Genomic DNA, 22,211 nt, shown 5'->3' on the forward strand with positions numbered 1-22,211 from the left:
ACCTTAACATTAGCGAGTCTTCCTATGGCTATTTCCTTCTCCAACCCGGCACAAGAATTGACCTATCAAAAGGTTGCAGAGTACCTCGCCTCCAGTATGTTCAAAAACTCGATGCGAGCACGAACCGATATGCCCCGATTTGACCTACTCTATCAGGGCACAACCTTGATTGAAGTTGACGTGTTGCCGTGGGAAGTACATCCGTGGGAAAACTCAGAACTGGCAACCGTTCGAGCCTCAAGTCACATCACGGTTGGTGATACGAGCGTGGCAGCTGTGACGCATTTTTTGCTAGCTGAAAATCGGAAGATGCGCTTCGGTGCTTTTCAGCTAGACGAATCGGGACAGGTCGTTTTTGCAGACAGCATCCTGGGTGGCGAAAATATGGACTTGCTGGAGCTACAAACCTGTATTTTGTCCGTAGCAGCGATCGCCAATAGCTACAGCGATATCATTGCTCAGAAATTTGCGGGGACAGACCTGGCGATCGCCTCTTAATCTCCCTTTGAAGTCGGAGCCTACAAAGCTCCGGCTTCTTCCGACTTCGATAGATTAAACATCGACTAGATTAAACATCGACGACCGATGGTTCAGACCCCATTGCTTTAGATGCAGTCGTTCCTTTGGGTTTGCCCGTAATCGACGAGAATAAAGCTTCATACCGATTCAAAGCTTGCTCAAAGGCGTAGTGCTCCATAGCGTATTGCCGTCCCTGTTGCCCCAACGTCTCAGCCTTATCAGGATTCTGATACAGGTCAAGCACGGCGTCTGCCAGAGCTTTGGGTTCTTCCGGCGGCACCACTACCCCACCCCTGCTTTGGGTTACGGCTCTGGCTGCCGTCCCCGTCAGTGGAACAGATGCCACGATCGCCCGACCACTCGCCAGAATTACCTGCGTCTTTGAGGGCATGTTGAAGCCGATTACATTCTTTTTCTGCACAATCAGCCCCACATCTGCTGCCGCTAGCATCTCAGGCAGCTTTTCGCGGGGTTGAAAGGGCAGCAGCTTAACATTCGTGGCATTACAGGTTTGGCAATATTCCTCTAATTGCTTGAGAGCTTTTTCTTCTCCAACGATGACAAAGACAATTTCAGGAATGTGACGCAGGTGAGTAGCCGCCTCGATGACCGTTTCTAACCCCTGAGTCAGAGCAATGTTGCCAGAATACAGCGCAATGAATTTGCCCTCTAGCTGATTCGCCCGTCTAAAAGCGTTGTCTGTTTTGGAGAGGGGGCGAATAAAGTTGACATCCACCCAGTTTGGAATGCAAGTTATTTTGTCGGCAGCAATTCCCTTGCCTATCAGGTTTTCGGTAAAGCCATCCGCAATCACACTAATCGTATGAGCCGTACGATAGGCAAATTTCTCTAACGCCTCAAAAACCTTGATAGCTTTTTTGTTGGTAATCAGCCCTACGTGAACTGCCGCTTCGGGGATGATGTCCTGTAAGTTGAGCACCAGAGGGCAGGAGTAAATTGCTCCCAGCAACGCTGCTGGCACACAGACCGGCAATGGAGGAATCGTCAACAGAATCACATCGGGTCGCCACCCTCGTAATGCCTGAACTAAACTGCTGACCACAAAGCTGCCATCCAGCAACATCCGGGCAATTAACCCTGGCTTGGGACGAATCCATACGTAACTGCGTTGCACAATCACACCGTTGCGCTCTTCAGTGATGTACCATTTGCCACGATAGTCATCATAGATCCGTCTTTGTGGGTAGTTGGGCATCCCCGTGATGACTCGAACCTCGTGACCTCGTGCTACCAACCCTTCAGCCAACTCAGTCATGAGCGGGGCAATACCAATTGGCTCTGGGTGATAGTTGTAGGAATAAATTAGGATACGCATAAACTGACAGGGATCAACGTACTAAATAGTGGCAGTTTCAATTAAAGCAATCCCCACTTAACCCACCTTAAAGAGTGAAGTGTCTGCTTTACCATGCATAAAAGGGGCGATCGCACCACGCTCTTGAACCAGTTATATAGCAACCGAAGGGTCGGTTAGGACGGGGTGTAGAGGTTCTAAGCCTGGCTGGGGCTATGCCCTACACTCCCTGGTTTTAACCGTCTCGACAGTTGCTATAGCCGCAGCCACATGCGACGAGGCGGAGGCGAGTCAGGAAGCTTTTCCAGCATCCGGGTTTGCGCCATTGCCTTTGCCTTAAGCGTTCTGATCAAAGCTATATCTAACCATCGCCAGCTAAGTTAGGGCAGACGTTCCACTCAGCATAACAGGAGAATCCCTGTGCGCTGTAAAAGGTGGGTCAAGGATAAAGAACTCTGCTAGGAACGATAACGGGATTTAACCCACCAAAACAGGATTTTCAGAAGTTTTCAGGGAATCTTTAGGGAGGCGTAGCAGTCCATAAAGATTCCACAAACCCTATTTCTAATTTCAGCAATTGACAGGCTATCGAGTGACTTGAAAGCCTCGTAACCCCTCTGGTGATTCAAATTCGACCAGGACAGTATCAACCGATGCCGTGGGGGGTCCCTTGTGGCACCACTGAATCATCTCCTCCACCACATCGGCAGGTCCCTCAAACACGGCTTCAACCCGTCCGTCCCTCAAATTACGCACCCACCCGTTCAGCTTGAGCAAGGTTGCAGTATCCCAGGTTGAAGCTCGATAACCCACTCCTTGAACTTTTCCTGAAATCCAGGCGTGAGCACGTACTCGGTTTTGGGTATGTTCTACCTTAATGTTTGTCATAGCAAAACTGAGTCCTCCAGCAGTTGCTATAGAGTGCAATCAGAACATAAAAAGAACATAAAGGATTTGGGATTTGGGGACTGAATTTTTGTAAACTCCTGTAAAGAGATAAGTATAAATACTCAATTAAAAGGCTCTCACTGTTTAGCCATGGGGGGCTGGTAATTTTGTCCGAATACCGTTTGATATGCACAAAATCAGCGTTCAAGAATTATTAGCTGAATATACACAAGGTCAGCGTGACTTTTGCGAGGTTGATTTAAGTGAAGCCAATTTATTTGAATGCAACCTACAAGATATTAATTTACAGGGAAGCGATCTGCGGCAAGCCTATCTACCTTATGCCAATTTCAGCCGAGCCAATCTGCAACAGGCAACCCTCCAGGGAGCACAGTTAGGAAACATTCGACTCATATCGGCAAATCTAGTAGAGGCAGATCTCGTCAACGCTAATTTATCACGGGCTGACCTTTGTGGCTGCAATTTAGCAGGAGCCAACTTATCAGGAGCCGATCTACAAGGGGCTGATTTGCGATATTCCAACCTGAGTGAGGCCAACTTAACAGGGGCTAATTTGGGAGGGGCTAATTTGGAGCGGGCAACTTTTACCCGTGCTAATTTAAGCCAGTGCAATTTGTTTCGGGCGCAATCGGTCAATGTGGATGACGCCATTTGGGATGACACAACGATTTTTCCCGATGGTTATCGCCGCACCTGAGGGACAACCTCAGGAAGGGATGCGCTTCGTCACGTCCCTTCCTTGACCTCATGCGAAATTAGAACAGATTTAAATCGGTCACGGCTCCAACACTGCTAGAGGAAACCAACTTGGCATATTTGGCTAAGATGCCTTTGGTGTAACGGGGTTGGGGAGGTTGCCACTGGGCACGACGTTGTGCCAACTCTTCATCAGAGATGTTGACCTGTAACAAGCGAGCATCCGCATCGATCGTGATACTGTCGCCTTCTTGAACGAGAGCGATCGCCCCACCCACAAATGCCTCTGGCGCAACATGACCGACGACCATGCCATAGGTGCCCCCGGAAAAGCGTCCATCGGTGATCAACCCAACAGAGTCACCCAGTCCTGCACCAATGATGGCTGAGGTTGGAGCTAACATCTCCCGCATTCCGGGACCCCCTTTGGGTCCCTCGTAGCGAATCACAATCACATCACCGGGGTTAATTTGCTTTGCCAGGATTGCTACCAGACAATCTTCTTCTGACTCAAACACCCTGGCAGGCCCAGTGATGCTGCGGTTTTTAATCCCGGTGAGTTTGGCAACCGACCCCTCAGTGGCAAGATTGCCGCGCAAAATACCCAGGTGACCTTGAGGATACATAGGCTTGTTAAAAGGACGAATCACATCCTGATCGGGGCGAGGCTCCGAAGGGATATCGGCTAATAGCTCAGCAATCGTCTCTCCCGTAATCGTGATGCAATCGCCATGCAACAGACCATTGACCAGCAACATCTTCATCACCTGGGGAATGCCGCCTGCCTGATGCAGATCGGTCGCGACATAGCGTCCAGAAGGCTTGAGATCGCACAAAACTGGCACACGAGCACGAATGGTTTCAAAGTCATCCAGCGTCAACTCAACCCCTGCGGCATGGGCGATCGCCAAAAAGTGGAGGACAGCATTTGTCGATCCCCCGACTGCCATGATCACGGCGATCGCGTTTTCAATGGACTTGCGCGTAATGATTTGTCGGGGCAGCAGTTGCTTTTTGATCGCTTCTAACAGCACATATCCAGACTTTTCAGCACTCTCGGCTTTTTCCGTATCCTCTGCTGCCATCGTGGAGGAATACATTAAGCTCATGCCCATTGCCTCAAATGCGGAAGACATGGTGTTGGCGGTATACATTCCACCACACGAACCTGCCCCCGGACAGGAATGTCGCTCGACTTCAATCAACGTTTTGTCATCAATTTTGCCTGCGCTGTATTGCCCTACCGCTTCAAAGGCACTAACAACCGTTAAGTCTTGACCATTGTAATGTCCGGGCTTGATCGTGCCGCCATACACAAAGATGGCAGGAATGTTCATCCGGGCGATCGCGATCATGGCTCCGGGCATGTTCTTGTCACAACCGCCAATCGCCAACACACCGTCCATGCTCTGGGCATTGCACGCCGTTTCGATCGAATCAGCAATCACCTCCCGCGACACCAGCGAATATTTCATTCCCTCGGTGCCCATGGAGATGCCATCGCTGACGGTAATCGTGCCAAATAGCTGGGGCATTCCGCCCGATGTGCGAACTCCTACCTCAGCCACACTTGCCAGACGGTTGATCCCCATGTTGCAAGGGGTAATCGTGCTATAACCGCTGGCGATTCCCACAATCGGCTTGGTAAAGTCTTCGTCTTTAAACCCAACTGCTCTTAACATGGCTCGGTTGGGAGTACGTTGCACACCTTGGGTTACAGCTTGACTTCTAAGGTTCTCAGGCATCCTTTCTTCCTTCTATGTTCTGATCTGTTACAGTTATTAGCCATCAGGTGTCAAATATCACTCGCTGGGTAAGATGACCCTTACGACTGGAGTCTGAAATTCAGTGAGTCACGTCCCGGTTCTACCCAATTCACCCATCAACTGCCATTTGCCAACATCATGGGGCGATCGCAAAAGCAATTTTAACGGGTGAATTTGATTCACCGTCCTAACTAGTTCACTAGCCACTACAATAAATAACTTCACTGCTAATCATGATTCTCTCAGAATGCATGACTATTTCACTATTTCCTAAACGCCTCTGATAGGAGTCGTAACATTGCCAATAAAACCTCCTGACCAAGACAATTTACAACTGTAAATCCCAGAGTTAGAAGCTGATTTGCTGATAAATAAACACCTGGGGAACTTTAAGTGCAAAACGGATTATTAAAACTAACTGAGAGAACATTAATCATGGATGCTGACGAGCTGCTAAGGCAATATGCAGCGGGGGTAAGAGACTTCCGAGAAGCCAATTTGGTTGGCATTGACCTGAGTGGCAAAACTCTGAGAGAGGTGAACTTTAGAGGTGCAAATCTGAGTAAAGCGAATCTAATCGGCACAGATCTAACCGCTGCTAATTTTCGAGAGGCGCGTTTGATCGGGGCTGATCTGAATCAAGCGACCCTGATCGAAACGAATTTTATTGGGGCTGATTTAAGTCAGGCTCTGTTGTGTGAAGCTGACCTGACAGAGGCAGGATTACGAGGTACCAAATTAATTGCAACTGATTTGCGAGGAGCCACACTCATTGAAGCCAACCTGGCAGAATCTAGCCTCAACCGGGCACGGCTCATAGAGGCAAACCTGAATGAAGCCAGCCTGAATCGTGCAAAATTAATTGCCGCCGATCTAACACGGGCAATCTTAGATGGGTCAAATATGACAAACGCGATCTTTAGCGAAGCCATCTTAGAAGGAGCAACCCTCGTTAATGCCATCATGCATGGGGTTAGTTTTGAAGAAGCCGATCTGCGAGATGCCGATCTGAGCCGCGCCAAGATCGTGGGTGGTAATTTGATTAATGCTAATCTCAACCGAGCTAACGTCAGAGGCGCAAACCTCAGTTGGACATCGCTACGAGGAGCTAATTTGCGAAAAGCAAACCTTTATCGCACCAAATTTAGCTGGGCAAATTTGAGTGAAGCGGATTTAACAGAAGCCGTCATGATTAACGCCAATCTCAATCAAGCCAATCTTCACAACAGCAACTTAACGGGAGCCATCATGCCTGACGGCTCAACCCATGAGTAATTTTGTCAGGCACTTAGGGGCAGAGTTTAGCAAGGTAATGCGTGGACTTTGGCGCAGGTTCAGTCGCTAACATCCTTAAAATCCTCTTGTGAATTTGCAGAATCTTTACATTCCCAAAAATGATCCATGCGGGATGTTTAAGCAGGAGTTGGGTTTTTCTAAATATCTTCGGCTATTCTGGTGCTGAGAGATTCTGGTGTCGTCATGCTAAAAACTGCTCGTTCCATTGCAATGTTGAGTCCTCTGCTGTTCCTGACAGCCCCCTTCTCCCAGGCTGCACAGGCTCAAGAACCACCACAAAGTATTCCTGTGGTGGTTGACCCTACGGTCGTGACTCCTGGTATTTGTGGTCAGATCCATGGCTTGTCGGGGCGATCGGTCATTTTGCCGAGTGGTGAGTTCGTTCGCTTGGTCGATTACTGCACCACTGTAGGAACCTCCATTACAGCTGTCAGTTTTGAAGGGGAAGAATTTTGGCAGGCGTTCCTCATCGCAGCCAGTCCTGAAGCCCTGCGATATGCAGAATCCGTTGGGCGGGATGAGGTTGTCTCCTACGGCGCAACTATTTGTCCTGTTTTGAACAGTGGCACGAGTATGCAGGAATTGCGAGAGGTTCAAGCCGAAGGGGATTTGCCTGTTGCCTTCGATGCAGCGGTAAACGTCGCAGCGGTGAATACGTATTGTCCTCAATACCAATCTCAACTGGGACGAAACTAATTGAGGGGTTCGGCATGTCGCTGTCCCAATTGGATTAAGGAGAAAAGGTTTTACCCTCTCTCCAGCTAACGCCGTCTGACAAAGCGGGCGAGTTGTTGTAGGGCAGGAATGCCAAGGTAATAGCTGCATCCCAGCCAGAAGCTAAACACAATACCCAGCAACCCAAAGAAGGCGATCGCTGACCAACACATTGCCTCCGTAGGAATAAAGCTTCTTGCAGTTTGCAGTAGGTAAATCAGGTCACCCGGTTTCCAGATCTGAGCCTGCATCAACGCCGAGAAGGTCATGGAGGTTCCCAGCGTGGCGATCGCAGCTTGAATCAGCAGATTACCCCGTGCTCCCAATGCCATCACCATCCCGATCGCAATCGCCGCTGTACACCGCGTGATCCCAATGGAGCCATCGCTGCCAACCACTCCCCACTGCCAGGTCAACCAGGCGATCGCATACACTAGCCCACCCAGAGCCCGTTGTCGCCACAACAGTTGTTGGGTTTCCAAGTTTTGGGTTTGAGTCAATCCCCAGGCAGTGCCCACGCCTGCAAAGGTGAAGACAATCATGGCAGGCTTCACCACAAGTGGCATATCCGGGGATGTCAGTTGTTGGGCAAAGAAGACTGTTAAATAGGGGGATAGGGGTGACCAATACACCACCCAAAATCCCACTGCACCCGCAAGACCACCCCCAATGCAGGCATAGACCATCGCCCGAAACAAGATCACGACTACCTGCACTACCCATTCCCAGGCTTGGTCAGTTGCAGCGATCGCCCCTGACATACGGGTTCTTAAGGTTTCAGGCTCAGGACGATAGCTCATCAGGTTTTGAGGATGCGGGTCCTCCCGATATCGTCCGCCGGTTGTCGGAGTGGATGAGGGTTTGACTCGCGCCCCACCCGATGAATTGCCACTGCGGTTATAGACTCCACCACTGGAATTGGAATTGTAAGACCTGGATTTTGACTTGGTTGCAGTCCGAGCAACCGCAACCAACCTGCCGCTCCCACCCGTTGACGCTATCCCCCTGGAGTGCCCCGACGAGTGACCACTCGACGGATTTCCTCTGGGGCGTGATCCGGCTGATAAACCCGAACTGGGGGGAGGTGGCGAGGGAGGAGTCGAAATTGGTGGCGGAGTCGCAGAAGCTTTTGTGGGGATGCGATTTAACTCATCCAAAATGTCAGTCGCTGTGTGCAGACGCAAACGCATGTCTTTTTGCACGAGGCGATCGAGCAAATTAGCAAAGGCAGGTTGCACTTGAGTTCGTTGTCGCCATTGCAATACCCCAGTTTCATCCTCCAGCGTGATGGGATGCCGCCCTGTGAGCAAATGAATGCAAATTCGCCCCAACGCATAAAAGTCAGCACTAGGTCCGATTGACTGTCCTCGCACCTGCTCTGGAGGGTTGTAGCCACCCGACAGAGGTTGAGTAGAGTCCTGAGAAAAGATGGGCTTGGGAAACCCCATATCCGCGATCGCAATTTGTTGGTTTCCCTGCCGCAGCACCAAACTAGAAGGCTTTAAATCACGATGCAACAATCGGCGACTGTGGAGTTTTTGCAAAATCAGCACCGTTTGCCGCAACCAATTCACGACCCACGCTTCTGGACAGCCTTGAGGATATTTGGCAATAACATCCTGCAAACTCGGTCCCTCAACCTTTTCCATCACCAGACAAGGGAGAGCCGAGGGGGGCTGCTGAATCGGAATTTGAAAATAGGCAGGAGCTTCGATCTTTGGCAATCCCCGATGATGCAGACTGCTAAGAGCAGTAGCCTCTCGTTCAAAAATCTCTTGGGCTTTAGGAGCGATCGCCACTAACAAGCGCATGATTTTCTCGGTGCCCGTCTCCGAATCGTAAACCAGATAAAGATGAACGCTGTGACCCTTTTCTAACCGCTGCATTGGAATGTAACGATTGTGCAGGCGCAACGTCGTGTCACACTGGCGACAATGTAAATCGCTCCATTGCTGAGGATACGGGCGAGGGCAATGGGGGTTGATACAATGTGCCACATCGGAGGGGGCAGGAGGCACGGGCATCACACAAGCTCCTAAGCAGAAGATGAGTTTAGTGTTGAGCCACATAGCAGCACGAAGACGGGCGAGAGTGAACCCCCACCTGGGGGTTAAAACCTCTGCACCCTGTCTCAACAGTCATCTACCGCTGTAGAATGTCCCAACACAATTTAGACTTGATTGATACTTCAAGCTCAAATTGCCCAATTCGGAAACTACGGTATCAAAATTTTTGCAAACAGATTGGAGGCGTTTTTTCAAACGCCCCAATTTTACACATGCTTATTGATCTCAAGTCGGCGGAACCCATCCGCCGAGGGTAGCTCACCCCCCTGTTAGAGAAACCTATCTCTCCCAGACTGGGGGCTATGCAGCATGAACCGAGGCAATTCACAGCAATCAAATGCTGGTGAGTTGCGTCCAGTAGCGATCGTACAGGTCAGTCGCATCACCCACAGGAGCAATTCCCTCGCACTTACTCAAAATTGCCTCATCAGGAAACAGGTTCTTGTCGGCTTTGAGTTCAGCAGGCAGGAGATCGATCGCGGCTTTGCTAGCTGTTGCAAATTTCAACCGTTCTACAGTCCGTGCGGCGTTGCTCGGCTCCAGCATAAAGTTAATCCAGGCGTAGGCAGCATCGGGGTTAGGTGCTGTCTTTGGAATTGCCATCGTATCTGTCCAGATCGAGGAACCACTCGCAGGGATCACATAATTCAGCCTGGGATCCTCTTCCATCGTGGTGATTGCATCCACCGAATATCCCATCGCAACGACCAAATCACCCGTCAACAACTGGTCACGCCAGCCATCGGTGGTGAAGTTTGTAATCGCTGGTTTTAACTCCAGAAGCTTGTTATACGCTGCCTCAATTTCTTGAGGATTTGTGGAGTTATAGGAGTAGCCGAGCGATCGCAAGGTAGCCCCCATCACCTCACGTACATCGTTAAACAACGTGATCCGGCGAGACAGTTGGTCGCGGTTGTCCCAAAGATAATTCCAATCCGTTGGAGGTGGGTTTACCTGCTCAGTGTTGTAGACCAGACCCGTCGTTCCCCAACTGGCAGGAACGCTATGGGCATTGTTGGGGTCATACACCGGATTTTTGAACTTATCCAGCAGGACATCCAACCCTTGTAGACGAGACTGGTCTAATTCAACCAGCATGTCCAACTCCACCATCTGCTGCACCATGTAATCTGACGGGTAGATGATGCTGTAATTATTGCCACCCCCCGCTTGCAGCTTTGCCAGCATGGTCTCGTTAGAGTCAAAAATGTCAACAATGACTTTGATCCCCGTTGCTTCAGCAAAATTGCTTAATAATTCGTCATCCGAATATCCTGCCCAAGAGTAGACGTACAGCGTGTCTGAAGGGGTGCCTCCTCCATTCGTGCCCGCTTGCACATCTGTGATTCCACGCCGACAACTCGAAAGGGCAATGCCAGCCAGTGCTGCCCCTGAAACCTGCAAAAAGCGTCGTCTGGTTTTTGAGCTGAAGTGCCATGGCTGAGAAGACGACCCAGACCTCAGAGCGTTCATAGTAAGTTTTGACTCCTTGACTGTGACCCCACACTAATTATCCATGGGTTGATACTCAAATGGGGCACTTGGAAGCTGAAAATGTTGTTAAAAGCACGGTTTGCTTAACTACTCTATGCAACGGCTGGATTCCTGATTAAATCAGTGATCCCCGCATTTAATCGTTCAAGAACTAAATTTAGACTCTATGCAATCAGGCCGTACAAATCTTTGAAGCTTTGCTGATCTAATCTTATAAACTTCGTACAGGCGGTTCACGAACCGCCTCTGCCACCGGAACTGCTGTACAGAAATCATATTCAGCTTTGATCCGCTGTGATCTCCCCCATGTCATATTCGCTAATCCCTGTCCGATACGGATTTTCTCAGATCATCCGGATGACGGCTTTAAACATCAGAGCTTTAAAGATGTCTGAGCCAATTGAAGATATTGTGCAGCTTTTTAGATAAGGAATAGTCACTGGGTAGCGTGTAGGAGTATAGTGGATGGGTTCTATGTACTACCCTATCCTGGACTCTCCATCTAAAGGCTCTACAGTCACCTTGTAAGGTGACCCAAACGTAGGAGGTTTTTACCTGCGAAGTGGGGAATCCTAGAAATTAAGAGCACCACAATTTGATTCGTTTACCTTCGCTACATTCATCAACACCTTTCACTTAGGAAAGACCAATGAGAGATTTCGTTCTAGATGCCCCAAACAGCGATCGCTACACTTACTTTGTGGCGTATTTTGGGAAAAACTATCAATGTCAAACCGGGTTGCTCTACGTTCAGCACAATTTCAACGACTCCATTCAGGATTTGCATGTCTCGATTAGAGAGCGAATTAACGATGTGCTAGGCGAAGAGACATCCTCCTGTTATCACATTCTGGCATTAGCTTCGCCTGAGCCCATGCCTTGCGGAGCCACTAACTAGTCCTAATCCATCCCATAAATCCGTTCCAGCAGGTTACATCAATGACTCAAAGGCTGTCTAACCTGCTGGCAACTATCATCCATATCTAAAAAATTCGGCATTGCTGAATGCAGGTGTGATTTTTGAAAAAGCACTACTGCTATAGGGCGTTTTGCGGAACGCCCCTACGAAATTAATACATTTACGTTTTAAGGCAAGTAGACTTAACTTGCCTTAGACAAACCTTAAATTTCAGATAACACAAATACTCAACTCGATATGATTCCCTATTTTAGGGATGCTAAGTGTTGAAGAGGTCATGACGAAGTTATCAGTGCTAAACATTTACTGATTATTCAACTGATTGTGGTCGTGATTATCTCCTAGCTTTTTAGAAATATCCTGTCCCTGGATCAAGCTAATTTTTAGACAACGCTCTAAAAACTCCCGGTATTGTGTGCATTCGATGTAATCGAGTGCCAGAGATTGTTCTAGCATTTTAATGTTATGAAAAGTCCGGAAAAGGTTGGGATTCCACAGAACCAACTCCAATGGAGAAAAGAAGAGTTGACAGATGTATTGACGCAAGGGAAATCGCAGCTTGGGGGATACTGATTCTGTGGACATTGTGAGGCTCTCCTAGAGTAGGCGTTACTTGAATTTTAAGAAATAGATTGAGAGGAAAATGTGAGGGAAAAAAGAAAAAGTAAAGCTAAATGATGTTATAGATGTGAAGTGTTTTTGAAGTTATTCCTATCCTGACTGTTCAAAGGAATGAGAGTTTCCGAATTCACGGATGACAGTTCATTGTTTTCAGTCAGTTGAGGTATTTCCAACCATTCAAAGCTGATTGATGTGCCTATTTATAAAATGCCCAGTTCAGGGACAGAGAAATTCAAAAAGCCGCGATTTCATCTTTAAATAAACTTTAAGCCTGGTATCTCAGCTGCTTCAGTAGTTCTTCGGTGGAGTCGGCGATTTCAACGTGAAAACATGGGTTTAGAACTTCAGTTCCTTATGTTTCTAGTCAGATCTGCTGAGACATTCCACGGAAAATCTCACACGTTTCATTGAAACTGCAACAGAACCGACGCAGGCTTGGTTGGGGCAAGTCCCTTTTGAGCTTTGTGATGCCCACAGGATGTAGTGGTCATCGGTTTAGCTGGCGATCAACTTAGCTGGCGATCAACAAATGAGGTAGAAAAATATCATGGTGCACATACAACCCTACTCACACGAATTTCAGAATCAACTGATTGCGTTGATTTTGGATATTCAACAAAAGGAATTTTCGATTCCTATTACACTGACCGACCAACCAGACCTACTTAATATTCCTCAGGTCTATCAGCAGGGTCAGGGCAATTTTTGGATTGCGTTAGACGCAGATCAAGTCATTGGGACGATCGCCCTACTGGATATTGGAGGCAATCAAGGGGCGTTACGCAAAATGTTTGTCCACAAGGACTATCGCGGCAAACACATCGGTTGTGGGCAACAACTGCTCAACAGGCTATTGCGGGAAGCCTCGTTGCAGGGGATCACAACCATTTATTTGGGTACCACTGAGTTTTTTAAGGCAGCCCACCGCTTTTATGAGAAGAATGGGTTTGTCGAAATTGCGCAATCCCAATTACCCGCCCACTTTCCGCTAGTTGGGGTAGATACCAAGTTTTATCAATATCAGGTCACTGCCCCAATCGTTGGCGCATCTGTTGCCGTAGTTTGAGGGCATCTTGATAGTCTGGCTGAAGCTGAATAGCGCGTTCAACCGAAGCGATCGCCTCATCAAATTGGCGTAGATTCCACAAGACGGCTCCCCGGTTGTTCCAGGCTTCTGCCAGATTGGGATTGTGGCGTGTTGCCTGTTCAAAAGCTTCTGCGGCTTCTGGCAATCGCTTTAACTGATAAAGGGTTGTTCCTTTATTGCTCCAAGCTTCCGCAAAATCAGGTCGTAAGTCAGTCGCCTTGTTATACAGTGCCAGTGCATTTTCATATTGCCGCTGTTGTTCCAGGGCATATCCCTTACTCCAAAAGGCTTCTGGGTAATCGGGCTGAAGTTTGAGAGCCATATCACACGCGGCGATCGCCTCTGCAAATTTCGCCAGAGCGTTGAGACTATAACACTTCCCCCAGTGTGCTTTTGCCTGGTTAGCATCAATCGTAAGGGCTTGATCATAGAGGGCGATCGCCCCTGAAAAATCCTTGTCTTGTCGCTGTTGATCTGCTCTGGCTATCAGTTGAGTAGCTTCAGTCGAGGACTGCAACAGGGGTGAAATCCCAGAACTGGCGATCGGTATCGTGGTCACAGGTGGGGCGTCGCTCTGCAAAAAAATCCCTGGTCTGACAAAAAACGCAGCGATCGCCAGCACAGCTAATCCCGTCAGCGATAGAGGTAAGGGCTTAAGCACAGACGCTTGCGATAGGCTCTGTCCCGGACTTCTAGAGAATGACCGCCGGGGCTGACTCAGACCGGGTAACGCAGGGGGACGGGAAAGCTTCTGAGTGCGAGTATGACGCAGAGGAACCGTAACCCGACGACTGAGGGTAGGAGGCAGAGCCGAAGGAGTCAACGTTGGCTCCCACGAGACTGTGCTGGCTTGAGGCAAAGTTGAGACGATGGTGGGAGGAGTAGGTTCAGGAGCAGGAGCAATATCAGCTTGAGTCGGAACAGTCGGAGGTGACTCAATGGCAATTTGAATAGTTGAGATCTGAGAAAGGGACTCTAACGCTTCAATGGCAGAAGAGTACCGCGTGCGGAAGTCATAGCGCACCATTTTCTCTAGCACATCTGCCAAGTCTGGGTTGAGATTTGGCAGGAGATGCCGCCATTGAATCTCCCCAGTTTTGGGATCTTCTGCCAGTAATTTCGGGGTTGTGCCGATCAGAGCTTGAATCCCAATCATGCCAACAGCATAAATGTCACTGCTAAATCGAGGATTGCCAGCAATCTGCTCGTTGGGCATGTAACCATGTGTACCAATGGAAATCGTTTGGGTTGGTTTGGAGTTGGGATCAACCAGTTGAGTGCGAGCAAGTTTCACTGCACCAAAATCAATCAACACGACCTTATGGTCATGGTGCCGTCGGATCAAATTTGCGGGTTTGATATCGCGATGAATCACCCCTTTTTGATGCACGAAGGATAAAACGCTCAGAATATCTTTGAGTAGAGCAATCACCCGTGCCTCTGACCAGGGTTTGCCTGCGGCTAACTCATGATTTAGAGGCTGCCCAACAATGAGTTCTTGAGCCAGGTAGAAGTCATCTGCTTCTTCAAAGTGCGCTAACAATCGCGGAATTTGGTCGTGATCCCCCAGTTGGTAGAGCACCTTTGCTTCACTCTCGAAGAGGCGACGAGCGATTTGCAAATTGTGAGCATCAGTAGACTGGGGTTGAAGGCGTTTAATGACGCAACGAGGATGCCCTGGCAGATGGAGATCTTCTGCCAGAAATGTCTGCCCGAAGCCACCTGCTCCAAGCTGTCCAATAATTTTGTAGCGTCCTCCCAAAAGGGTTTTGGGGGTAGCTGATCGAAATAAACTTAAGAAGTTCACAGACCTACTCCCCGATGCCTCTGATATGTTTAATAAGTTATTGTTCCGTGCTCGATAGTTTTAACAGGTGAACTACGTTCGTAAATTGCACTTGCGGAGTCATAACAGGTGCTATTCAGCAGACTAGCTTGAATCATTCGTTATGCATCTATAGCGAGGGGAATATTTTGAGGTAAATTAGGTCGTTTTTTATAGTTCATTAGCCAGATCGAATTTTATAAAAACCATCTCTCCTAAGAGACGTTCAGTTGCTCGATTCTGTGCCAGTGACTTCTAACTCCAAAGAGTCATTTGCTTTCTTATAATGCTCCTCCTGTAGATAGGCTTTGAGTTTTTTATTAACCTGAATTCGAGATCAAGATGGCGGTGATGAACACTGTAGCTATACGAACACAACTGATCGATATCGGTTCAACAAACCTTTGATTTCCAGTAGTCCGCGAAGGCAAACTTCGTCGTGATAGCCGCAGATTCAGTCGCTGCGTACTCTACTGGATTCCAAGTATGGGCAGATTAGAGTTGAAGCAGGAGCAGAGCTATGTCCCAGTCTAGTTCGCTTCCTGAAATCTGTCCTAACCACCCTTTGAATTGCTATAGCAGAGCTTTAGCAAGACGCTGCACCCCTTCGTCAATCTCAGGTTCACTGAGTTGAGCGTAGCCAAAAATCAGCTCTCGCTGACGTTTATCCATGAGATAGCAAGGTTGGGCGGAGATGATTCCCACTCCTATCTGAGTTGCTCGTTGCAAAATTTCAGCATCGCTAAGCGGAATATGCAACCGTACCATCAGATGAATTCCGGCGTTTTCACCCACAATCGTTAGTTTGTCTCCAAAATGGGTGGTGAGTGCCTGGACAAGGGTCTGTCGCCGCTGGTCATATAGCGTCCTCATGCGGCGAATATGCCGCTCTAGATGACCTTCGTTAATGAAGTCGGTGAGGATGGCTTGTTCAAGGAGGGGAGATTGGCGATCGCTCAACCACTTTGCCTGAATCACCAGATCAACCAGACTGGGAGGAACCACGAGATACCCAATTCTCAGAGCGGGAAATAACACTTTTGAAAAGGTGCCGACGTAGAGAACTGAATGGCTCTGGTCTAGCCCCTGGAGTGCGGGAATCGGACGATTATCTTGAGAACCCTGCAATCGCCCACCATAGCGGTATTCGCTGTCATAATCATCTTCGAGGATCAGGGCACCTGTTTTTTGTGCCCAGGTTAACAACTCCAACCGCCGAGTCAGTGACAACACGGCACCCGTCGGAAATTGGTGGGATGGAGTGACATAGACCAGCTTGGCATCGGTGACTGATTCTAATGCTTTGACAATCAATCCCTGTTCATCAACAGGAGCAGGATGTAGCGTCGCCCCATACCCTAAAAAGACGCGCCGTGCTCCCAGATAACCGGGGTTCTCCAGAATAACGCGATCGCCCCTGTCCACCAATAAACGAGTGACTAAATCCAATGCCTGTTGGGAGCCATTGACGATCACCACCTGTCGGGGATCGCATTGCACCGCCCGAATACGTGCCAGATAGTGGGCGATCGCCTCCCTCAACGGCATATACCCCCCAGAATCACTGGCATAGTCCAATAACTCAAATTGATAACGACAATGGCGGGAAACCAGCCTGCGCCACAACTCCATCGGAAACTGCTCTAACGCTGGACGACCATAGCCAAAGTCGATGGAAGCCATCCGACTGGGCGGACGGCTCAGATCTGGTGAAGACAAACTCTTGCCATAGGTCGAGAGAGCGATCGCCGGAGTAGGTTTATCGTCGGTTGGCTCTACGGGGCGTGATTGCAACAAGTCATCGGGCAACTCTGCGCAAACAAATGTGCCAGAGCCAACGATTGTCTCTAAATAGCCCTCACTGAGTAACTGGTCGTAACTCAGCGTAACGGTGGCACGTGAAATTCCCAGGGACTTTGCCAGCGCACGAGTCGAAGGAATCTGCTGTTTAGGCAACAGTCGCCCGGTGAGAATCGCTCGCCTCAACTCCTCGTAGAGTTGACGATGCAGGGGGAGAACCGCATGGGGATCAAGGGCGATCGCAAAATCCATTAGGAGTGGGAATGGGGAGTGGAGGGGTGGAGGAGTGGGGAACTATCCCAGAGAACAGGATGAAGGATGAAGTGGACTGGTACTTAATGACAAAAGTGGCACTTGTACAAGACCACTTCTCATTATTACGCTAACAGTGTAATTTGCAATGCTCAACCGCCCAGTTAAATAACCAAGACGCTATGAGTTCTTCAGATTCCCAAGTTTTGACGCCGACTAACCGCACAACAGTGAAACGCTTGCCGATGCGGGGTAACTACGATCGCACCGAGATTGAACAAATCCTGGATGAAGGGCTAATTTGCCAGGTGGGTTTTGTGGTGAATGGGCAGCCCTTTGTCATTCCTACCGCTTATGGGCGCGTTGGAGATAAGCTCTACATCCACGGTTCACCTGCCAGTCGAATGCTACGAACCCTGCAACAGGGTGTAGAGGTCTGTGTCACCGTAACTTTATTGGATGGTCTGGTGCTGGCTCGCTCCGCTTTTCATCACTCGATGAACTACCGCTCAGTAGTGTTGTTTGGGACTGCCACCCTGGTCAACAACCCAGATGAAAAGTTAGAGGCACTCAAGGCATTTACCGACCATATCATTCCGGGACGTTGGGAAGACGTGCGATCGCCCAACCGTCAGGAGCTAGCCGGAACCCTGGTGCTGTCCCTGCCCATCACCGAAGCCTCCGCTAAAGTTCGCACGGGTGGTCCCTCTGACGACGAGGGAGACTACGCTCTCCCAACCTGGGCTGGAGTGATTCCATTGCGGGTTGTGGCTGATGCGCCAATTGCAGATGAGCAACTCACCTTAGCGATTGAGCCTCCCGATTATGTGACTCACTATCAGCGGTGATGGTTATTGGTTAGGGGTCAATGGTCAGGGGTCAATAGTCAATGGTCAATGGTCAATGGTCAGGGGTCAGTAGTCAATGGTCAATGATTAGTGGTCAATGGTCAATAGTCAATGATTAGTGGTCAATGGTCAATGATTAGTGGCATTAACTCTATTCCTCACTCCATCACCCTTACACCCCCTCACTCCCCAACTCCCTCACTCCCCAACTCCCTCACTCCCCAACTCCCTCACTCCCCACTCCCCACTCCCCCCAATTTATGTCCTGGCAAGCGATCGCAGTCTCCATCTCTCTCCTCCTCGTCACAGCGGCTGTCAATCTAGAAGTACCGCTCTATCGCACCTACGCTGAAGTTGCGGGCTTTGGCAATGGTCTGACTGCCGTCGTGTTTGCGGCGTATGTAGCTGGGTTACTACCTGTGTTGTTGCTGTTGGGAGGCATCTCTGACCGAGTAGGACGCAAACCCACGCTGTTAGCTGGGTTAACCTTCGCCGCTCTGGCAACGACGCTGGTAATTCTCCATCCCACAATGTCGATGCTACTGATTGCCCGACTCTGCCAGGGCATTGGGGTAGGCTTGAGCGTAGGTGCGGGGACTGCCTATCTGACAGAGTTGATGCATGAGGCAGGCACACGCGCCGCAGGATATGTCACGGTGATGACCTCCCTCGGCTTTGGGGGTGGGGCACTGTTTACAAGTGCAGTGCTGTTGCACCATCAGACACTCGTGCCATTGAGTTATTGGATTGTCCTGGGGCTAACGCTGGCGTGTCTGGTCTGGATGACCCGGTTGTCACCCCAACCTGCTATTGGTGGGCGTTTGTTGCGATCGCCCTATTTTCCAAAAGGCTCGGTCATCCCCGGACTGGCGATCGCCCTTGCCTGGGCAGTGACAGGTCTGGTGATCACCGTCATTCCGGCGCAACTGGCACACTATCAACTCACGGTTTGGACGGGTCTGGCTCTGTTTCTGGTGAATGGCACCGGAGCATTGATGCAACCAATCGCCCGTCAACTCAGCCCACAGCGATCGCTGTTTGTGGGTTTTGGATTGTTGCCATTGGGCTACGGTTTGCTGGTTCTGGGTGCAGCATTGGGTGTTCTGCCATTGGTGTTGGGGGGAGCGGCGATCGCCGGATCAGCCTGCTATGGCTTCACCTACCTGGGTGGATTGGCAAAGGTATCTGCATTGGCAGGCAATCAACGCGCACGAGCCGTTTCGGGTTATTTTCTCTGTGCTTACCTGGGGTTTGGGATTCCCAGTATCATCATCGGATTTCTGAGCGATCGCATCGGCACTCTAAATGCCCTGATCGTCTTCGGAGTTCTGATTGTGATGCTGATTCTGGGATTGACACTGGCGTTGCATCGAGAACAGCGAGGGCTAAAACATGCTGAATGCCTGAAGCTTGAAGGGCAAAAGTAAAACAGGACTTACGCAGTTAGAGGGTCTTCCCGAAGTTCCCCTCGTTTATAGCCGTAGTCACATTTGATGGGGCGGAGGCGAGTCAGGAAGCTTTCCCAGCATCAGGGTTTGAGCCACAACCTTTACCCTCTTTCCCTTGGTAACTACCGTGTACACACAAGTTTTCATAGCCCCCTACATCCCCCAATTTTGGGGGACTTTGAGGCTGTATCAAGGGTCTTGCCCCCACCAGGAGCACCCGTACTTGGAACCGATGCGAAGCGCGTCTTTGGATTAACCAAAACACCTTCTAATAGGGGGTTTGGGGGAGACTCCCCCAATGCCTGGTTCTCGAACTCATTGCGGTAACCGAGTGTCTTATTGACAAAGCAAAGATGTCTGTACATCGTAGCCCTTGGCAAGGGGAGGTTGGGAAGGGTCAGATGCGTAGCTCTAAAAATTTGAACTCTCATTCAAGATTTGTGTGCACGGTAGCTTGCTCAGGGGGACCACAGGGGATCGTGATTTCGCGTAGCTTCACACTGAATTGCTATAAGTCCTATGTCATACCAATTTGAATTGGCTTCGCTGCACATGATTCCGTAAGGGCGTTTCGCGAAACGCCCCTACCCAGTGATCGGCCACAATCAAACATTAAATCGGTATAAAGAGAGATCAACGAAAAGGCTTACGTCTCAATTCTCAACCCTATTCTCTTTTCTTTTTTCTCTCTTCCTTTTTCTTTTTTTCCTTTCTTTTTTCCTTCTTCCCTGTTCTCACTGGCTCGCTCGAATCTGCTCATTGGCTTCAGTTTGCGCCTTTAGCATGGCTTGATCGAGGGGTTGTTCCCCCAACATCGCACTGATGAACTGGTTATCGAAGTTGTTCATGATGCTGGCGGGATACAGCCCGGCTTGCCAGGGAATAGCGTAGGGAACTCCAGCGACGAGTGCGGCTCTGAGGCGATCGCGATCGTACTGCAACACTTGAGCGACCGACTTGCGAGACGGCAGGGCAAATCCAGTCCCCGTCCATTTCTCCATGCCTTGTTTGCCCGTCAGGTAAGAGATCAGTTCCCATGCCTCGGCTTTGTGTTGGGTCTGCTGACTCATGACATAGGCAACGGTGAAAACCATGGTTCCTGATTTGCCATTCATCGTGGGTAACTCAGCCGTAGCAAACTTCAGATCAGGGAAAGTGTCTGTCAGATAAGGGATTGCCCAATTGCCCTCAAACACCATTGCCACTTTTTGTTGCCCAAACATTTCACTGCCCGACTGGGTGCCCACGTCTGTCTTTTGCGCCGAGGTGCGATCGCCCCGATACTGATCCACCACCAACTGCAATCCAGCAAGAGCTTCAGGAGAGGCGAAGGTAGCGTACCCTCGCTCATCCACCAATTGCCCCCCAAAAGCCTGAATTGCAAAGACTTGACGCGGTAATTCTGGGATCACACCAAAGCCGTATTGGTCGGGTCTACCGTCCTGGTTGCGATCAACCGTCAACGGCTTGGAGTAGGCTTGCAGTTCCTCCCAGGTTTGAGGAGGGCGAGTCAACCCAGCCTCAGCAAAAGCTTCCGTGTTATAAAACAGTGCCAGGGTGGAATAGTCCTTGGGCAACCCATAGATGCGTCCCTCGTAGGTAAAGGGTTCCAGCAAGGTTTCCTCAAAGTCCGCCAGGTCAAAGTCGGGCGTGATGTGAGGATCGAGCGGTTCCAACACACCCTGACTCATAAGAAATGGAGCCTCTAACGCATCCAGATAAAACACATCTGGAGCCGCATCGCCAATCAGCCGAGTCTTGAGTACATCCATGTATTGGTCGGCAATTTGTTCAAACCGTACCCGAATGTGAGGATGTTCTGCCTCAAAGTCGCGCAAGACCTGATTGAGCAACGTTTGCTCTGCTGGACTGGCTCCCCAACCACTCATCTTGAGGACGACTGGGTTGGTAGCAGTCCCTGTGGGAATCGGTTGTTGGCAAGCCACAATGGCGATCGCCACTGCCACCATCAACACTACCCAGCGTCGCCACTGCCGTTTCATCGTTAATCGTCAATATGTTAATGGTCAATGGTTGATGGTCAATGGTCAATTGTGGAGAGTAGAGGGTGGAGGAGTGGAGGGAGTAAGGGCGTGGGCGAGTAAATTACCATCACCCTGTCACTCCATCACCCATTTGCTGCTCATTGTAGCAAGTGCAGGATCGGCTCCTCTGCAACGCCTAGTTAAGCATTGCGATTATTTTCGAGGGTTCTTGAGTAACAGCACGACATCGACTAGCCCAACGTTGCTTCGGAAAACACCAATGGAGGTTGTGGCTTTGGTAGCGATGGCAGACAAATAAGACACGAAGTCTTCGCTTGGGACAGAAATGACACCAACCTGCAAATAGTCGATGCCCAACTGTTCGCCAAGTTCCCGAACATGTTGACTGTCTTTCGCTAGCTTGTACGCAACATTGGGATTGTTCCACCCCCACTCCCACATGCCATCGTTTGGACCATAACTGCCGGGGATTTGCCCGTCAGCGCAGAACTGAGAGCCATCGGCAAAAGATAGCCGAAGGACTCCACTGAACTGGTCATAATCCTAACGCTCGTCAGTAGCAAAAGACCAATCACATTTAAGCGTTTCTTGCTTAGCCTTGAACTCGGAAATTGCATCTGCAAGAAATTT

At 49.7% G+C, this 22,211-nt stretch carries 19 protein-coding genes and 1 pseudogene; 10 read left to right on the forward strand and 10 right to left on the reverse strand.

What is annotated here, in order from left to right:
• Positions 1–24 precede the first annotated feature (24 nt).
• A complete protein-coding gene (locus H6G89_RS17765; protein WP_190508752.1) occupies positions 25–498 on the forward strand; it encodes a hypothetical protein in 474 nt (157 codons plus the stop codon).
• 70 nt (positions 499–568) lie between these two features.
• Here H6G89_RS17765 and H6G89_RS17770 read toward each other — a convergent pair whose 3' ends face one another.
• Entirely contained in the window at positions 569–1,855 is a 1,287-nt protein-coding gene (locus tag H6G89_RS17770; RefSeq protein WP_190508754.1) for a glycosyltransferase family 4 protein, read from the reverse strand.
• A 564-nt stretch (positions 1,856–2,419) separates the two neighbouring features.
• Positions 2,420–2,722 carry an acylphosphatase gene (locus H6G89_RS17775; protein WP_190508756.1) on the reverse strand — a complete coding sequence of 101 codons (303 nt, stop codon included), beginning with the start codon at positions 2,720–2,722 and terminating at the stop codon, positions 2,420–2,422.
• A 187-nt stretch (positions 2,723–2,909) separates the two neighbouring features.
• Between H6G89_RS17775 and H6G89_RS17780 the strand changes: the two genes are divergently transcribed.
• A complete protein-coding gene (locus tag H6G89_RS17780) occupies positions 2,910–3,440 on the forward strand; it encodes a pentapeptide repeat-containing protein (RefSeq protein ID WP_190508758.1) in 531 nt (176 codons plus the stop codon).
• A gap of 58 nt (positions 3,441–3,498) precedes the next feature.
• On the opposite strand, the gene ilvD is transcribed toward H6G89_RS17780, so the two are convergent.
• On the reverse strand, positions 3,499–5,184 hold the full coding sequence (gene ilvD / locus H6G89_RS17785; RefSeq protein WP_190508761.1) for a dihydroxy-acid dehydratase: 1,686 nt from the start codon (positions 5,182–5,184) through the stop codon (positions 3,499–3,501).
• 456 nt (positions 5,185–5,640) lie between these two features.
• Here ilvD and H6G89_RS17790 point away from each other — a divergent pair, with 456 nt between their 5' ends.
• Both H6G89_RS17790 and H6G89_RS17795 read left to right on the forward strand, forming a co-directional pair.
• Positions 5,641–6,480, forward strand: coding sequence for a pentapeptide repeat-containing protein (locus H6G89_RS17790; protein ID WP_190508763.1), 840 nt, complete (start codon positions 5,641–5,643; stop codon positions 6,478–6,480).
• 204 nt (positions 6,481–6,684) lie between these two features.
• Positions 6,685–7,197: a DUF732 domain-containing protein gene (locus tag H6G89_RS17795; RefSeq protein ID WP_190508765.1), complete on the forward strand. Its 513-nt coding sequence runs from the start codon at positions 6,685–6,687 to the stop codon at positions 7,195–7,197.
• A gap of 65 nt (positions 7,198–7,262) precedes the next feature.
• Here the strand turns inward: H6G89_RS17795 and H6G89_RS17800 are convergent, their stop codons facing one another.
• Positions 7,263–9,284, reverse strand: a complete 2,022-nt coding sequence (locus H6G89_RS17800) for a serine/threonine protein kinase (protein ID WP_190508767.1) — start codon at positions 9,282–9,284, stop codon at positions 7,263–7,265.
• 330 nt (positions 9,285–9,614) lie between these two features.
• Entirely contained in the window at positions 9,615–10,754 is a 1,140-nt protein-coding gene (locus H6G89_RS17805; RefSeq protein WP_190508769.1) for an ABC transporter substrate-binding protein, read from the reverse strand.
• A gap of 670 nt (positions 10,755–11,424) precedes the next feature.
• On the opposite strand from H6G89_RS17805, the gene H6G89_RS17810 reads away from it, so the two are divergent.
• On the forward strand, positions 11,425–11,673 hold the full coding sequence (locus H6G89_RS17810; RefSeq protein WP_190508771.1) for a hypothetical protein: 249 nt from the start codon (positions 11,425–11,427) through the stop codon (positions 11,671–11,673).
• 324 nt (positions 11,674–11,997) lie between these two features.
• Here the strand turns inward: H6G89_RS17810 and H6G89_RS17815 are convergent, their stop codons facing one another.
• Positions 11,998–12,279 carry a hypothetical protein gene (locus tag H6G89_RS17815; protein WP_190508773.1) on the reverse strand — a complete coding sequence of 94 codons (282 nt, stop codon included), beginning with the start codon at positions 12,277–12,279 and terminating at the stop codon, positions 11,998–12,000.
• A 583-nt stretch (positions 12,280–12,862) separates the two neighbouring features.
• On the opposite strand from H6G89_RS17815, the gene H6G89_RS17820 reads away from it, so the two are divergent.
• Positions 12,863–13,381, forward strand: a complete 519-nt coding sequence (locus H6G89_RS17820) for a GNAT family N-acetyltransferase (protein ID WP_190508775.1) — start codon at positions 12,863–12,865, stop codon at positions 13,379–13,381.
• On the opposite strand, the gene H6G89_RS17825 is transcribed toward H6G89_RS17820, so the two are convergent.
• Positions 13,341–15,209: a serine/threonine-protein kinase gene (locus H6G89_RS17825; protein ID WP_309229972.1), complete on the reverse strand. Its 1,869-nt coding sequence runs from the start codon at positions 15,207–15,209 to the stop codon at positions 13,341–13,343. The two genes, H6G89_RS17820 and H6G89_RS17825, sit on opposite strands and share 41 nt — an antisense overlap.
• A gap of 591 nt (positions 15,210–15,800) precedes the next feature.
• Positions 15,801–17,279, reverse strand: a complete 1,479-nt coding sequence (gene pdxR / locus H6G89_RS17830) for a MocR-like pyridoxine biosynthesis transcription factor PdxR (protein WP_190508777.1) — start codon at positions 17,277–17,279, stop codon at positions 15,801–15,803.
• A 182-nt stretch (positions 17,280–17,461) separates the two neighbouring features.
• Here pdxR and H6G89_RS17835 point away from each other — a divergent pair, with 182 nt between their 5' ends.
• The 3 genes from H6G89_RS17835 (at position 17,462) to H6G89_RS17845 (ending at position 19,554) form a co-directional block, all read left to right on the forward strand.
• Positions 17,462–18,127 carry a pyridoxamine 5'-phosphate oxidase family protein gene (locus tag H6G89_RS17835; RefSeq protein ID WP_190508779.1) on the forward strand — a complete coding sequence of 222 codons (666 nt, stop codon included), beginning with the start codon at positions 17,462–17,464 and terminating at the stop codon, positions 18,125–18,127.
• Between the two features lie 111 nt (positions 18,128–18,238).
• A complete protein-coding gene (locus tag H6G89_RS17840) occupies positions 18,239–18,451 on the forward strand; it encodes a hypothetical protein (protein WP_190508781.1) in 213 nt (70 codons plus the stop codon).
• A complete protein-coding gene (locus tag H6G89_RS17845; RefSeq protein ID WP_190508784.1) occupies positions 18,388–19,554 on the forward strand; it encodes an MFS transporter in 1,167 nt (388 codons plus the stop codon). Before H6G89_RS17840 ends, H6G89_RS17845 begins: the two co-directional genes overlap by 64 nt.
• A gap of 755 nt (positions 19,555–20,309) precedes the next feature.
• Here the strand turns inward: H6G89_RS17845 and H6G89_RS17850 are convergent.
• Positions 20,310–21,578: an ABC transporter substrate-binding protein gene (locus H6G89_RS17850; protein WP_190508786.1), complete on the reverse strand. Its 1,269-nt coding sequence runs from the start codon at positions 21,576–21,578 to the stop codon at positions 20,310–20,312.
• On the opposite strand from H6G89_RS17850, the gene H6G89_RS17855 reads away from it, so the two are divergent.
• The gene (locus tag H6G89_RS17855; protein WP_190508788.1) at positions 21,523–21,879 is read left to right on the forward strand and encodes a hypothetical protein; all 357 of its coding nucleotides are present in this window, start codon (positions 21,523–21,525) and stop codon (positions 21,877–21,879) included. The two genes, H6G89_RS17850 and H6G89_RS17855, sit on opposite strands and share 56 nt — an antisense overlap.
• Here H6G89_RS17855 and H6G89_RS36415 read toward each other — a convergent pair.
• Positions 21,774–22,064, reverse strand: a pseudogene (locus H6G89_RS36415) (DUF6882 domain-containing protein); the annotation flags it as partial. The gene H6G89_RS17855 and the pseudogene H6G89_RS36415 sit on opposite strands and share 106 nt — an antisense overlap.
• Positions 22,065–22,211 lie beyond the last annotated feature (147 nt).

The organism is Oscillatoria sp. FACHB-1407, assembly GCF_014697545.1.
In the GTDB taxonomy this organism is placed as follows: Bacteria; Cyanobacteriota; Cyanobacteriia; order Elainellales; family Elainellaceae; genus FACHB-1407.

Excerpts from the sequence above, each read along its gene's own strand:
- H6G89_RS17765 (WP_190508752.1), top strand. The coding sequence starts at position 25 with ATGGCTATTTCCTTCTCCAACCCGGCACAAGAATTGACCTATCAAAAG.
- H6G89_RS17770 (WP_190508754.1), bottom strand. The coding sequence starts at position 1,855 with ATGCGTATCCTAATTTATTCCTACAACTATCACCCAGAGCCAATTGGT.
- H6G89_RS17775 (WP_190508756.1), bottom strand. The coding sequence starts at position 2,722 with ATGACAAACATTAAGGTAGAACATACCCAAAACCGAGTACGTGCTCAC.
- H6G89_RS17780 (WP_190508758.1), top strand. The coding sequence starts at position 2,910 with ATGCACAAAATCAGCGTTCAAGAATTATTAGCTGAATATACACAAGGT.
- ilvD (WP_190508761.1), bottom strand. The coding sequence starts at position 5,184 with ATGCCTGAGAACCTTAGAAGTCAAGCTGTAACCCAAGGTGTGCAACGT.
- H6G89_RS17790 (WP_190508763.1), top strand. The coding sequence starts at position 5,641 with ATGGATGCTGACGAGCTGCTAAGGCAATATGCAGCGGGGGTAAGAGAC.
- H6G89_RS17795 (WP_190508765.1), top strand. The coding sequence starts at position 6,685 with ATGCTAAAAACTGCTCGTTCCATTGCAATGTTGAGTCCTCTGCTGTTC.
- H6G89_RS17800 (WP_190508767.1), bottom strand. The coding sequence starts at position 9,284 with ATGTGGCTCAACACTAAACTCATCTTCTGCTTAGGAGCTTGTGTGATG.
- H6G89_RS17805 (WP_190508769.1), bottom strand. The coding sequence starts at position 10,754 with ATGAACGCTCTGAGGTCTGGGTCGTCTTCTCAGCCATGGCACTTCAGC.
- H6G89_RS17810 (WP_190508771.1), top strand. The coding sequence starts at position 11,425 with ATGAGAGATTTCGTTCTAGATGCCCCAAACAGCGATCGCTACACTTAC.
- H6G89_RS17815 (WP_190508773.1), bottom strand. The coding sequence starts at position 12,279 with ATGTCCACAGAATCAGTATCCCCCAAGCTGCGATTTCCCTTGCGTCAA.
- H6G89_RS17820 (WP_190508775.1), top strand. The coding sequence starts at position 12,863 with ATGGTGCACATACAACCCTACTCACACGAATTTCAGAATCAACTGATT.
- pdxR (WP_190508777.1), bottom strand. The coding sequence starts at position 17,279 with ATGGATTTTGCGATCGCCCTTGATCCCCATGCGGTTCTCCCCCTGCAT.
- H6G89_RS17835 (WP_190508779.1), top strand. The coding sequence starts at position 17,462 with ATGAGTTCTTCAGATTCCCAAGTTTTGACGCCGACTAACCGCACAACA.
- H6G89_RS17840 (WP_190508781.1), top strand. The coding sequence starts at position 18,239 with ATGATTAGTGGTCAATGGTCAATGATTAGTGGCATTAACTCTATTCCT.
- H6G89_RS17845 (WP_190508784.1), top strand. The coding sequence starts at position 18,388 with ATGTCCTGGCAAGCGATCGCAGTCTCCATCTCTCTCCTCCTCGTCACA.
- H6G89_RS17855 (WP_190508788.1), top strand. The coding sequence starts at position 21,523 with ATGGCGATCGCCACTGCCACCATCAACACTACCCAGCGTCGCCACTGC.
- H6G89_RS17850 (WP_190508786.1), bottom strand. The coding sequence starts at position 21,578 with ATGAAACGGCAGTGGCGACGCTGGGTAGTGTTGATGGTGGCAGTGGCG.